Origin of the sequence: uncultured Phenylobacterium sp., assembly GCF_902826855.1 — a bacterium.
GTDB lineage: Bacteria > Pseudomonadota > Alphaproteobacteria > Caulobacterales > Caulobacteraceae > Phenylobacterium.
The window spans coordinates 1-11,395 of sequence record NZ_CADEGK010000153.1 but is presented as its reverse complement, the minus strand read 5'-3'; the positions used below and the strand labels follow the sequence as shown (position 1 = coordinate 11,395).

The window sequence follows — 11,395 nt, the reverse complement described above, 5'->3', positions numbered from 1 at the left end:
CTGGTCATGGGCATCGGTGACGGGGTGTTAGAAGCCGACGGGAAGCCCATCTATACAGCGCAGGACCTTCGGGTCGGCCTGTATCAACGCGCCTAGCCGCGTAAAGCCGGGAAGGAATCATGCGTCGCGTCGTCGTCACCGGAATGGGCGTGGTCTCGTCCATCGGCAACAACACAAACGAGGTGCTGGCCTCCCTGCGCGAGGCGCGATCTGGCGTCGTGGCGGCGCCGGAGTACGCCGAGCTGGGCTTCCGTTGCCAGGTCCACGCTCCGCCGCAGATCGACTGGGAGGCCATGGTGGACCGAAGGGCCGCCCGCTTCCTGGCTCAGGGCACGGGTTTCAGCCACATCGCCATGGAGCAGGCGATCGCCGACTCGGGGCTCGAGGAGGCTGAGGTCAGTCACGAGAAGACCGGCCTGATCGTCGGTTCCGGCGGAGCCTCGACGCGCTCGATCGTCGAAGCCGCCGAAACCGCCAGGACCCGCGGCCCAAAGCGGGTCGGCCCCTTCGCGGTGCCCAAGGCGATGAGCTCCGGCCCCTCGGCGACGCTGGCCACCTGGTTCAAGATCCGCGGCCTGAACTTCTCGATCAGCTCGGCCTGCGCCACCTCCACGCACTGTATCGGCGTCGGCTACGAGCAGATCCTGATGGGCAAGCAGGATGTGGTGTTCGCCGGCGGCACGGAGGAGCTGGACTGGACGCTGAGCGTGCTGTTCGACGCCATGGGTGCCATGAGCTCGAAGTTCAACGACCGGCCTTCGGTGGCCAGCCGCGCCTATGACGCCGACCGCGACGGCTTCGTGATCGCCGGCGGGGCCGGGATCGTGGTGCTGGAGGAGTACGAGCGGGCCAAGGCGCGGGGAGCGAAGATCTACGGCGAGATCGTCGGCTATGCGGCCAACTCCGACGGCTTCGACATGGTGGCCCCCTCCGGCGAGGGCGCGGCGCGCTGCATGCGGCTGGCCAACGCCTCCGGTCGCAAGATCGACTACCTGAACCCGCACGGCACCGGCACTCCCGTGGGCGACGTGAAGGAGATGGAGGCGGTGCGCGCTGTGTTCGGCGACAAGCCGCCGCTGATCTCGTCCACCAAGTCGATCACCGGCCACAGCCTGGGCGCCGCCGGCGCGCAGGAAGCGATCTACTCGCTGCTGATGCTGAACAACGGCTTTGCCGCCGAGAGCGCCCACATCGAGAACCTCGACCCGGCGTTCGCCGACCTGCCGATCGTGCGGCAGCGCCAGGACGTCGCCCTGGAGACGGTGATGAGCAACAGCTTCGGCTTCGGCGGCACCAACGGCTGCCTGGTGATGGCGCGCGCCTGATGACCGGCGACCTCCCGCGGCCACCGGCGAAGCCGGACCCGCAGGAGTGCTGCCAGCGCGGCTGCGACCCCTGCATCCTCGAATACTATGAGGTCGCCCTGGAACGCTGGCAGGCCCGCATCCGTGCCCTGGGCCACGACCCGGCGGAGGTGCTGGCGCGCTGGGAGGCGAACTGACGACCGCGGATCAGGTTACAGCCCCAGACGCCGCGCCCGGCCCGCCACCGTGAGGGCCAGTCTCTCCGCGATCAGGCGGTCGGGCGAGCCCGTCGTCTTGCAGGCGCGGTCGGCGGCGAGGATCTCGGGCTGGATGCGGTCGAGGTCGGGCAGGGTCCAGGCGCGGGCCTGCCGTAGGAACTCCCGTTCCTGTTTCCAGAACACGCCAGAGGCCTTGGCGGCTTCGGCCAGGCCGGCGCCGGCCTTGGCCAGGGTCAGCGTGCGCCGCAGCTTGCCCAGATGCATGCCGAGCGCCCTGACGGCGGCGGGGCCGCTCTCGCCCTCCTGGGCGGCGCGCCGCAGGCCCGCCTGGGCCTCTCCGAGCCGGCCGCCAAAGGCGTCGGACGCCGCGTCGAACAGCGACGCGTCCGGCTCGACTCCGAGGAACGGCTCCAGGTCGCCGGGCGTAGCGCTGGCGCCGCTGCCGGGGCCCAGGTAGAGGGCCAGCCGCTCGATCTCCTGGCGCGCGACGCCGCGCTCCTTTGGCATGCGGGCGACGAACAGGGCCAGCGCCTCGGTGTTAAGGGCCAGGTTGTCCTTGGCGAGGGTGTCGCGGACCAGGCGCGCCACGTCGCCGGCCTCGTCCTCGTAGCAGGGGATGGCCGCCGCGCCGGCCGCCTTTTCGCAGGCCTTGCGGAGCGCGGAGTCGCGGCCAAGATTCCCGGCTTCGATCAGGAAGAAGGCGTCGGGGTTGAGCTCGCCCTTGACGTGGCGGTCCAGGGCCTCGGCCGCCAGCTTGTCCGCCACGGGCTTTTCGGCGGCGATGCGCAGGCGCACCAGCCGTCGGCCGCCCATCAGCGACTGGGCGGTGAGCTCGCCCTCCAGCCTGCCGCCATCGTCGGCCAGGTCCTGTTCGGTCAGGACCGCCACGTCGAACGGGTCGTCGGGGTTGGGGACCAGCTTGCTCGCCAACTGTTGGCCGCGGTCGCGCACGATGCCGATGTCGCGGCCATAGACCAGGGCGGCGCGGACGGACGGATCGGGTCGTCCCAGGAAGCGCTCGATATCCGGCCGCTTGGAGAGGATCATTCCAACCTCACCGGTGAAGTCTCAGCGGGCGGCAACCTTGCCGGTGTTGGCCAGCCATACGGCTAGCTCCACCTGGATGCGGCGCGCGGCCTCCTGCGCGGCGCGGTCCTGGGCGTCCTGCTGGGCGCTTATCGAGGCATAGGGCTGGTCGGCGCTGTCGTAGGTGAGCTCGACGCGGACGTTGCCCTGCTTGGCCACCGCTCCGCTGGGCTGGGACCGGAGCACATAGGTCGCGTTCAGAACGTACTCGTAGCGGGTGGCCGTGTTGTCGATGCGCACGCCGCGGGGATAGCGCGCCTCGCCCAGCGCCAGCTCCATGGAATAAGCGGGCGCCGCGGAGTGGTTCTTGGCGAAGGCGTCATCCAGGTGCTGGCGGATCAGGTAGCCGGTCCGGCCCTGGGGCGCCGTCACCTCGATCGCGGCCAGGTTCTTCACCACCGCCGTCTCGGCGTAGAGCGGCTGGAAGCCGGCGCAGCCGCCAAGCGCCAGAGCGGCTGCGAGGCTGGCAGGGGTGAGGAGACGCTTCATGAGGCCACGATATTCACGATGCGGTCCTTGACCACAATGATCTTCCGGATGGTAAGCCCTTCCAGCTTCCCGGCGATCTCGGGATCGGCCAGCACGATCTGCTCCACATCGGCTGCTTCGGCCCCCGCCGGGGCGACGATTTCGCCGCGGCGCTTGCCGTTGACCTGCACGGGCAGGGTCCGAACGGCGTCCTCCGTCAGCGCGGGGTCGAAGTCCGGCCAGGGCGCATGCACGACCATCCCCGACCCACCCACTCGGGTCCAGCACTCCTCGGCCAGGTGCGGCGTGAAGGGCGCGATCAGGCGGGCGAAGGCGCTCAGCGCCTCCTGGCGCGCGGCCAGGACCGCGGGGGACGCGGCCTTCGCGGGGTTGGCCTTCAGGAGGTTCAGGAACTCATAGAGGCGCGCGATGCCGGAGTTGAAGCGGAAGCTGTCGATCGCCTCCGTCACCTGCCTGATCAGCTTGTGGGTGGCGCGGCGCAGCTCGGGGTCCGCCGGGGCCGTGGAGGCGTCCGCCGGCTGGCTGTCGAACTCCTCCCAGACGCGGTTGACGAAGCGCCAGGCGCCCTGGACGCCGCCGGTGGTCCATTGGGCGTCGCGCTCCGGCGGGCTGTCGGACAGCGTGAACAGCCGCGCGGCGTCCACGCCGTAGACCTCGAAGATCTCGTCGGGGGTGACGGTGTTCTTCTTCGACTTCGACATCTTCTCGACGTCGCCGATGATCAGGGGCTCGCCGGTCCCGCCCAGGCGGGCGCGGCGCGTGTTCCCCTCGGCGGTGAACTCCACCTCCTTGGGTTCGACCCACTCACCGTTCTGCCGGCGGTAGGTCTCGTGGGTGATCATCCCCTGCGTGAACAGGCCGGCGAAGGGCTCACGTACGGAGAGCTGCCCGTCGTCGGCCAGGGCCTTGGTGACGAAGCGGGCGTAGAGCAGGTGCAGCACCGCATGCTCGATACCGCCGATGTACTGGTCCACCGGCAGCCAGTAATCGGCGGCGTCCTTGTCGATGGCTTCTTCCGAGTGGGCGTTGGCGAAGCGCGCGAAATACCAGGAGCTGTCCACGAAGGTGTCCAGCGTGTCGGTCTCGCGCGTCGCCGGCCCGCCGCACTTGGGGCAGGTGGTGTGCTTCCAGGTCGGGTGGCGCTCCAGGGCATTGCCGGACTTGCCGAACTCGATGTCGTCGGGGTGGCTGACCGGCAGCTGGTCCTTCGGGACCGGGACCACGCCGTCCGTCTCGCAGTGGACGAACGGGATCGGGCAGCCCCAGGCGCGCTGGCGCGAGACGCCCCAGTCACGCAGGCGGAACACGACCGCCCCCTCGCCGTCGCCCTGGCCCTCGATGCGGGCGATGGCGGCGGCCTTGGCGCCCTCGATGTCCAGACCGTCCAGGAAGCCTGAGTTGTAGATGGTCCCGGGGCCCGTATAGGCCTCGTCGCCGACCTGGAAGGTCGCGGGGTCCTCCCCGGGTGGCAGCACGACCGGCTTCACCGGCAGGCCGTACTTGCGGCAGAAATCCAGGTCACGCTGGTCATGCGCCGGGCAGGCGAAGATCGCGCCCGTGCCGTAGTCCATCAGGACGAAATTGGCGATCCAGACCGGCAGCTCCCAGGTCGGGTCGAAGGGGTGCTTCACCGTCAGGCCGGTGTCGTAGCCGATCTTCTCGGCGGTCTCGATCTGGGCCTCGGTGGCCGCCCCCTTGCGGCATTCGGCGATGAATCGCGCGGCTTCCGGATCCCTGGCGGCGACTGCTTCGGCCAGCGGGTGGTCGGCGGCGATGCCGACGAAGCTGGCGCCGAACAGGGTGTCGGGTCGAGTGGTGTAGACCTCCAGGTCATCCGCGGGCGGCGCGCCATGGAACCGGAACTTCAGCCCCTTGGAGCGGCCGATCCAGTTCTCCTGCATCACCCGGACCTTGTCGGGCCAGCGCTCCAGCGTCGCCAGGTCGTCGACCAGCTGATCGGCGTAGTCGGTGATGCGCATCGCCCACTGGTTGAGCTTGCGCTTCTCGATCAGCGCCCCGGAGCGCCAGCCCCGGCCGTCCTCGACCTGCTCGTTGGCCAGCACGGTCTGGTCGACCGGGTCCCAGTTGACGACGCTTTCCTTGCGATAGACCAGGCCGCGTTCGTACAGGTCCAGGAACCAGGCCTGCTGCTTGCCGTAGTACCCGGGCTCACAGGTGGCGAACTCCCGCGACCAGTCGATGGACAGGCCCAGCTCCTTCAGCTCGGCCCGCATCCGGTCGATGTTCTCGTAGGTCCAGGCCTTGGGATCGACGCCGCGCTCCATGGCGGCGTTCTCGGCGGGCAGGCCAAAGGCGTCCCAGCCCATGGGGTGCAGCACGGAGAAGCCGCGGGCGCGCTTGAAGCGGGCGATGACGTCGCCCATGGTGTAGTTGCGCACATGGCCCATGTGCAGGCGTCCCGACGGGTACGGGAACATCTCCAGCACGTAGTACTTGGGCCGGGATCGGTCGATCACGGCGCGGAAGGCGTCGGAATCGCTCCACGCCTTGCGCCAGCGGGGCTCGGTTTCCTTGGGATTGTAGCGGGCCATGACGATGGGCCTTTGACGGGGGTTGGACTTCCGGTCAACGGCCTAAGGCTGGCGCGTCGACTGACGAACATTCTCCCGAAGGAGCCGCCGGCATGCCGGCGGTGGGGCTGGGATCAGCCCTTGATGTTCGAAAGTCGAAGCTGGCGCGCCCGGGTCAGGATCGAGTTCTCGATGTCCGTCTCGGTCTGTCCGGCGTGCGGGGCGTCGATCCAGGCGCCGGTCGCGTCCTTGTTCTGCTTGAACACGGCCACGTTCAGTCCGTCCGCGCGCAGACGCGAGTCCAGGATGTAGACGGTGCACTTGAAACGCTCGTCCGGCTTTTCGGGATTGGTGAACCAGTCGGTGACGATGACGCCGCCGTAGGGGTCCGCCGACTGCAGCGGCATGAAGCTCAGCGTGTCCAGCGTCGCGCGCCACAGGTAGCCGTTGACCCCGATCGCCGCAGCGTTGTCGGACGAGGATGTCGTCCGGGAGCTCTTGCCAAAGGGCATGGACACACTGCCGCACGCGGCCAGCGACGCGGCGCCCAGCACCGCCATCGTCATCAACAGGCCACGCAACCGATTACCGCGCACAAACGGCATATGTATCCGTCTCCAAAGTTCCCGCGGCGCATATGCGCGCTGCGGCGCCGCCCACGCCGCGCCCTCTATAACAACGCGGTGAAGGGCGCCAAACAGGAATCGCGTGGCCGTGATGACACAGGCGCCACGCATCTCGTCCCAGCCGAACCCCGTATCGAGCGAGTTCTGTTGACCCGGAAAGGTCGCGGCCCTTAATCGGAATGCAATCGTGAAATGTGCAATGTGCATCCCTCACGGTGAGCGACCGTTGGGGCTATATAGGCTGAGATGACCTACCGCCGCCTGAGTGTTGTGATCGCTGCGGCCGCGCTGATGAGCGCGGTGGGCGGCGGCGCGTGGGCGGCCGACAAGGCGATCAGGCCGCTCGATTTCACCGTCAGGTCCGAGCCGCTGACCTCAGCCCCGCGCAGCGGGAACGTCGTGCAATGGGATGCACGCAAGGGGCGCTTCGGCTTCACGGTCGACATGCAGCAGCCGGGTGTGCGGCCCGTGGTGCCGAACGACGTCTCGGCGGGCGCCTACTTCCGGATCACGCCCAAGCTGCGGGTCGGCGGCTCCGTCGCCCTGGGCGGCCAGGACCTGACCCCCCGCGCCAACCAGGCCCCCCCGGCGACCCAGCCGAAGGTGCGGGTCGAGACCAAGCTCAAGTTCTAAGACCCGGAGAGCGCTGGGCCTAAGGCGCAGCCGTCCGCGCGTCGGCCGCCATCTTGGGCAAATCCTCCGACAGCAGGAAGCCTTCCGCCTCAAGCCGCCGCAGCGCGGCCTGGTAGCGGGTGAGGTAGGAGTCCTCATCGACGAGTCCCCTCGCCTGCCGCTCGGCGGCGGCGAATGCCTGCCAACCGGCGGCATTGCCGCAGGTCTGGCTGATCGAGGCGGTGGTGACTGGCGAGACCGCGGGCGGCAAGGGCCGCCCCAGAGGCTGCTCGCTCTCGGGAAAGCGGACGCCGCCCTTGGGCCAGCCATTGGCGTCCAGCACCGGGGTTGTCACCTCCACGCCAGGCAAGGGGTTGAACCAGGCGACATCGCTGGGGGCCGGGCCGAGTTCGAACACGGCGCTGGGTGGCAGGGGCCGGGCCTTCGCGGCCGCCTTCACGCCGATGGCCTTCTCGATGCCAAGCACCAGGGCCCGCATGTAGGGGGCGTAGCGAAGCGAATGGTAGGTGATCGGCTGGCCGTCGTTGCACCGCGGATTGGCGGCGCCGATCGCGTGCGGGCTGGGGAAGTCGTACCGGCGGAAGGTGTCGCTCGTGTGCGCGGTTGAGGTCAGGCCGGCGCGCAGGCGGTAGAAGTCGGTGGCGTTGGCCACGTCGACATACACCGGGTCGGTCTTCGGGCGCTTCAGGAGCTCGGCGCGCTGCAACGGGACTCCGTCCGGGTCGAGATAGGGATGCTGGCCCTTCACGCCACGGTCGGCCGCGATGCGGTTGATGGCCAGCCAGCCGCCCACGCCGTCGATGGCGATGGCGCCGTCGAACACCCGCCGCTTCGTCTTGGGATCGACGTTGAAGCCCTCGGCGATGAAGGTGTTCACCAGCCAGGCGCTCTGCGAGATGCCGCCCAGGATCAGCCTGCGGTGCGCGGGCGGCGACCAGCCGCCGACGACCTCCGCGGGCGTGCGGCCCGCCATCCAGCGGGCAAAGTCGCGCAGGATCACCAGGCCGATCCCCTGGGCCTCGGCAGGCACGCCCGGTGAAATCGCCGTCTGCCACTGCACCCGCGCGTAGGAGGTCGCCTTCGCCTGCAGGAAGCCGCCCAGCGCGCCCTGGCTGACCGCCGTCCCGCGGTTCTCGGCGTCGACGTAGAGCGCCTCGTTGGCCGATTGGCCGGCGCGCGGGACGATAGCCTCGAACCGCGACGCGTATTCGACCTCGCCATTGGTGTTCTTGGGCAGGGCGTCCAGCCCGACGACATCCTCATCAGGGGCGACCACCCCGTGGACCGTGCCGCTCACCCGGACGTAGGCGACGTCCTTGTAGATGCCGGATGGGATAACGGTCAGGACTTCGACGCGCGTGACCTGCGAGGCCGCCTGGGCGCCCGTCGCGCCCAACGCCAGCAGGAGACCGATCGCCAGCGCCTGCATCGTTCGCCCTCTTGTTCAGTCATTACGGCCCAAGGCCTCTACGGCGGCGAGGCCGATGACGCCAGTGCCGAGCATCCGCCGGGCCGTACGCTCGTTGATCCCGCCGAGGGCATAGGCAGGGCGGCCTGCGGCGCGGACGAGGGCGGCCAGGCGGACGGGGCCCAGAGCCGCCCCGGCCGAGGCGCTGCGCGACGGGAAGGCTACGGAGATCACCACCGCATCGGCGCCGCTGCGGCGGGCGGCGACCAGGGAATGGGCTGCCGAGGTGATGATCCAGCCGGGGCGGGCGCGTTTCAGGCGCCCGGCCCGGTAGGCCAGGCGCTCCGGCAAATGCACACCGTCAGCGCCAATCCTGCGGGCCAGCGCCTCGTCCTGGCCGATGATCAGGTTGACGCCTCTCGCCCTGGTGATGGCCTTGAGCCGCCGTGCCCGCGTCTCGGCGTCGGCCGCTCCGAAGTGGCGGTAGACGATGGCGCTCCCCTTAGGCAGGCGGGCGGCGATCCGCTCCGGATCGGGCGTCCGGCCTGGGTCGGTGAAGAACAGCAGCGCCGGCAAGGCCTTCCGCAGGCTCCGCCGCCCCGGTAGAAGCCGAGCCGTCCGCTGCAAGGTCCAGAACCCGGAAATGGCCGCCATTCCTCCCGCCTATGCCGACGTGGTGGCCCGGATCGCCCGCGCCGCGCAAGCCGCTGGCCGATCGGCGGAGGACGTGTCCCTGGTGGCGGTGTCCAAGCAGCAGCCCTGGGAAGTGATCGAGCCGGTGCTGGCGGCTGGCCACAAGGTGTTCGGCGAGAACCGGGTACAGGAGGCGCTTGCCCGCTGGGGCGCCAAGGAGGCCCACCAATTTGCCGGCCTGTCGCTGCACCTGATCGGGCCGCTGCAGACGAACAAAGCCAGAGAAGCGATCGCCCACTTCGACGTCATCGAAAGCCTGGACCGGGAGAAGCTGGCCCGCGCGCTGGCGGACGAGGTGCAGAAGCAGGGCCGCAGCCCCCGCGTCTACGTCCAGGTGAACACTGGCGAGGAAGCCCAGAAGGCCGGGGTGACGCCGGACGAGGCCGATGCCTTCATCGCAGCCTGCCGCACCGCCTATGGCCTCGGGCCCGAGGGCCTGATGTGCATTCCGCCCGCCGGCGAGCCGCCTGGCCCGCACTTCGCCCTGTTGCGAAAGATCGCCGTTCGCAACGGGCTGGCGAAGCTCTCCATGGGCATGAGCGGCGATTTCGAGACCGCCATCGCCTTCGGCGCCACCAGCGTGCGGGTCGGGTCCGCCCTGTTCGGCGCGCGCGGCTAGGGCGCCTCAAGCACCCCGATCAGCCGGACGTTCAGCAGGTCGCCGGGCGGTGGATGCGGACGATCTTGGCGTCCACCGGCCGGCCAACCAGGGCCTCCCATGGTGTCGGGAAAGCCGAGGAAGGGGGCATCCATCCCTCAGGCCCCCGCGATCCCGATGGCGTCACCCGGTTGCACACGGTCGAGCAGTTCCTCGAGGTCGGGCCGCGCGATGGCCACGCAGCCCTGGGTGGGGGAATAGTCCGGCCGGGCGATATGCAGGAAGATGGCCGAGCCCCTTCCGGGCACCACCGGATCGTCATTGTGCCCCAGGATGACGACGATGTCGTACATGCCGTCTTCCCGCCACAGGTTCTCCGCGCTGGCGGGGTAGGGCAGCTTGACCGGGCGGTTGTAGGCCTCGTCGGCGGGGTCGTCGCACCAGCCGTCGTCGGGTGTCATGGCGCGCACCCTGAACTCGCTGGCCGGCGGCGGGCCGCGGTCGGGACGGTAGAGGACTTCGCGGATGGGCCAGACTCCGGCCGGCGAGGCCCCATCGCCCTCCCGTTTCAGCGCGGCGGGGATCACGCCGGCCGGCCCCAGCGCACAGCGCACCTTGCGCTCGCCCAGGTCCTGGAGGCCGTCGGCGGTTGCGGTGTAGATCACCCGGTCTCCATTGGCGAAACCCTTTGCCGCGATGCTCACATGGTGTTTGTTGCCAGCCATGGCTCAACGCAAGACCCTCCTCATCGTCGACGACGACCAGGACCTTCGCGGGGCGGTCGCCGAGCAGCTCCAGGCGGAGAGCTTCGACGTCCTCGAGGCGGCCACGGCGCTGGACGGCATACGCCAGGCGCGCGAGGCCAAGCCCGACCTGATCCTGCTGGACGTCGACCTGCCGGACCTCGACGGCCGGGACGCCTGCAAGCGCATGCGCGCCGACGGCGTAACGACCCCGGTGATCATGCTGACCGCGGCCGACACCGATGACGACACCGTCAAGGGGTTGGACTCCGGCGCCAACGACTATGTCACCAAGCCTTACAAGTTCGCCGTTCTGCTGGCCCGGATCCGGGTTCAGCTTCGGGACTACGAGCACTCGGAGGGCGCCATCTTCCGACTGGGCGCCTACGAATTCCGCCCGGCCGCCAAGCTCCTCGTCGACGAGAAGGGCAAGAAGATCCGGCTGACGGAGAAGGAAACCAACATCCTGAAGTACCTCTACCGGGCCGGCGAGAAGGCCGTCTCGCGAGAGGAGCTGCTCGCCGAGGTCTGGGGCTATAACGCCGGCGTCACGACCCACACGCTGGAGACCCACGTCTACCGACTTCGTCAGAAGATCGAGCCCGACCCAGCCAACGCGCGCCTGCTGCTCACCGAGCAGGGCGGCTACAAGCTGGCGCCCTGACGGCGCCTACTCGGCGACCGTGGTCAGCCGCAGGCCGATGGCGCCCGCCACGATCAGGGCCATGCAGGCGAGCTGCAGCGGGCCGAGCCGCTCCCCGAAGGCGAAAAGGCCGATGAGCGCCGCTGCGGCGATACCGACCCCGGCCCAGATCGCATAGGCGACGCCGACCGGGATCGATTTCAGCGCCGGAGCCAAGACCCAGAAGCAGGCGGAATAGAGCGCCATCGACGCGACGCCCCAGTGGACTTTCTCGAAGCCGTTGGAGAGCTTGAGCAAGAAGGTGGCCGCCACCTCCAGCGCGATGGCCGCGGCGAGGAACAGCCAGGCGCTCAAGCGGCCCCCAGCAGCGCCCGCGCCCGGGCCGCGTCGCGCATAACCTGTTGGGTCATGACGTCGAGGCTG

General features: G+C 69.5%; 13 protein-coding genes and 1 pseudogene. 6 read left to right on the top strand and 8 right to left on the bottom strand.

Going from position 1 to position 11,395, the window contains the following annotated elements; translation table 11 throughout:
* The 3 genes and pseudogenes from QZV94_RS18145 to QZV94_RS18135 all read left to right on the top strand — a co-directional run.
* Positions 1 to 96: pseudogene (locus tag QZV94_RS18145) on the top strand (beta-hydroxydecanoyl-ACP dehydratase); the annotation flags it as partial.
* A gap of 23 nt (positions 97 to 119) precedes the next feature.
* Positions 120 to 1,325: a beta-ketoacyl-ACP synthase I gene (fabB, locus tag QZV94_RS18140; RefSeq protein WP_293679925.1), complete on the top strand. Its 1,206-nt coding sequence runs from the start codon at positions 120 to 122 to the stop codon at positions 1,323 to 1,325.
* On the top strand, positions 1,325 to 1,501 hold the full coding sequence (locus tag QZV94_RS18135; protein WP_293679922.1) for an oxidoreductase-like domain-containing protein: 177 nt from the start codon (positions 1,325 to 1,327) through the stop codon (positions 1,499 to 1,501). Before fabB ends, QZV94_RS18135 begins: the two co-directional genes overlap by 1 nt.
* A 15-nt stretch (positions 1,502 to 1,516) precedes the next feature.
* Here the strand turns inward: QZV94_RS18135 and holA are convergent, their stop codons facing one another.
* The 4 genes from holA to QZV94_RS18115 all read right to left on the bottom strand — a co-directional run bounded on the left by holA (position 1,517) and on the right by QZV94_RS18115 (position 6,233).
* Positions 1,517 to 2,569 (bottom strand): DNA polymerase III subunit delta, encoded by a 1,053-nt coding sequence (gene holA / locus QZV94_RS18130; protein ID WP_293679919.1) that lies wholly within the window; start codon positions 2,567 to 2,569, stop codon positions 1,517 to 1,519.
* Positions 2,570 to 2,590: 21 nt separating this feature from the next.
* Positions 2,591 to 3,097, bottom strand: coding sequence for an LPS assembly lipoprotein LptE (lptE, locus tag QZV94_RS18125; protein WP_293679916.1), 507 nt, complete (start codon positions 3,095 to 3,097; stop codon positions 2,591 to 2,593).
* Positions 3,094 to 5,649 carry a leucine--tRNA ligase gene (gene leuS / locus QZV94_RS18120; RefSeq protein ID WP_293679913.1) on the bottom strand — a complete coding sequence of 852 codons (2,556 nt, stop codon included), beginning with the start codon at positions 5,647 to 5,649 and terminating at the stop codon, positions 3,094 to 3,096. The genes lptE and leuS overlap by 4 nt, the downstream gene beginning before the upstream one ends.
* Before the next feature lie 113 nt (positions 5,650 to 5,762).
* A complete protein-coding gene (locus QZV94_RS18115; protein WP_293679938.1) occupies positions 5,763 to 6,233 on the bottom strand; it encodes a DUF3576 domain-containing protein in 471 nt (156 codons plus the stop codon).
* Positions 6,234 to 6,500: 267 nt separating this feature from the next.
* On the opposite strand from QZV94_RS18115, the gene QZV94_RS18110 reads away from it, so the two are divergent.
* A complete protein-coding gene (locus QZV94_RS18110; RefSeq protein ID WP_293679910.1) occupies positions 6,501 to 6,887 on the top strand; it encodes an NtrZ family periplasmic regulatory protein in 387 nt (128 codons plus the stop codon).
* 19 nt (positions 6,888 to 6,906) lie between these two features.
* On the opposite strand, the gene QZV94_RS18105 is transcribed toward QZV94_RS18110, so the two are convergent.
* Both QZV94_RS18105 and QZV94_RS18100 read right to left on the bottom strand, forming a co-directional pair.
* On the bottom strand, positions 6,907 to 8,316 hold the full coding sequence (locus QZV94_RS18105) for an alpha/beta hydrolase domain-containing protein (RefSeq protein ID WP_293679907.1): 1,410 nt from the start codon (positions 8,314 to 8,316) through the stop codon (positions 6,907 to 6,909).
* A gap of 15 nt (positions 8,317 to 8,331) precedes the next feature.
* Positions 8,332 to 8,949, bottom strand: a complete 618-nt coding sequence (locus QZV94_RS18100) for a thiamine phosphate synthase (protein ID WP_293679902.1) — start codon at positions 8,947 to 8,949, stop codon at positions 8,332 to 8,334.
* Here QZV94_RS18100 and QZV94_RS18095 point away from each other — a divergent pair.
* Positions 8,948 to 9,607 carry a YggS family pyridoxal phosphate-dependent enzyme gene (locus tag QZV94_RS18095; RefSeq protein WP_293679932.1) on the top strand — a complete coding sequence of 220 codons (660 nt, stop codon included), beginning with the start codon at positions 8,948 to 8,950 and terminating at the stop codon, positions 9,605 to 9,607. The genes QZV94_RS18100 and QZV94_RS18095 overlap by 2 nt on opposite strands.
* Positions 9,608 to 9,744: 137 nt before the next feature.
* Here the strand turns inward: QZV94_RS18095 and QZV94_RS18090 are convergent, their stop codons facing one another.
* Positions 9,745 to 10,251, bottom strand: coding sequence for a L,D-transpeptidase family protein (locus QZV94_RS18090; RefSeq protein ID WP_293679928.1), 507 nt, complete (start codon positions 10,249 to 10,251; stop codon positions 9,745 to 9,747).
* A gap of 58 nt (positions 10,252 to 10,309) precedes the next feature.
* Here QZV94_RS18090 and QZV94_RS18085 point away from each other — a divergent pair, with 58 nt between their 5' ends.
* Positions 10,310 to 10,993: a response regulator transcription factor gene (locus QZV94_RS18085; protein WP_293679898.1), complete on the top strand. Its 684-nt coding sequence runs from the start codon at positions 10,310 to 10,312 to the stop codon at positions 10,991 to 10,993.
* 6 nt (positions 10,994 to 10,999) lie between these two features.
* Here QZV94_RS18085 and QZV94_RS18080 read toward each other — a convergent pair whose 3' ends face one another.
* Complete coding sequence (locus tag QZV94_RS18080) at positions 11,000 to 11,326, bottom strand: multidrug efflux SMR transporter (RefSeq protein WP_293679893.1); 327 nt, start codon at positions 11,324 to 11,326, stop codon at positions 11,000 to 11,002.
* Positions 11,327 to 11,395 lie beyond the last annotated feature (69 nt).

Excerpts from the sequence above, each read along its gene's own strand:
- fabB (WP_293679925.1), top strand. The coding sequence starts at position 120 with ATGCGTCGCGTCGTCGTCACCGGAATGGGCGTGGTCTCGTCCATCGGC.
- QZV94_RS18135 (WP_293679922.1), top strand. The coding sequence starts at position 1,325 with ATGACCGGCGACCTCCCGCGGCCACCGGCGAAGCCGGACCCGCAGGAG.
- holA (WP_293679919.1), bottom strand. The coding sequence starts at position 2,569 with ATGATCCTCTCCAAGCGGCCGGATATCGAGCGCTTCCTGGGACGACCC.
- lptE (WP_293679916.1), bottom strand. The coding sequence starts at position 3,097 with ATGAAGCGTCTCCTCACCCCTGCCAGCCTCGCAGCCGCTCTGGCGCTT.
- leuS (WP_293679913.1), bottom strand. The coding sequence starts at position 5,649 with ATGGCCCGCTACAATCCCAAGGAAACCGAGCCCCGCTGGCGCAAGGCG.
- QZV94_RS18115 (WP_293679938.1), bottom strand. The coding sequence starts at position 6,233 with ATGCCGTTTGTGCGCGGTAATCGGTTGCGTGGCCTGTTGATGACGATG.
- QZV94_RS18110 (WP_293679910.1), top strand. The coding sequence starts at position 6,501 with ATGACCTACCGCCGCCTGAGTGTTGTGATCGCTGCGGCCGCGCTGATG.
- QZV94_RS18105 (WP_293679907.1), bottom strand. The coding sequence starts at position 8,316 with ATGCAGGCGCTGGCGATCGGTCTCCTGCTGGCGTTGGGCGCGACGGGC.
- QZV94_RS18100 (WP_293679902.1), bottom strand. The coding sequence starts at position 8,949 with ATGGCGGCCATTTCCGGGTTCTGGACCTTGCAGCGGACGGCTCGGCTT.
- QZV94_RS18085 (WP_293679898.1), top strand. The coding sequence starts at position 10,310 with ATGGCTCAACGCAAGACCCTCCTCATCGTCGACGACGACCAGGACCTT.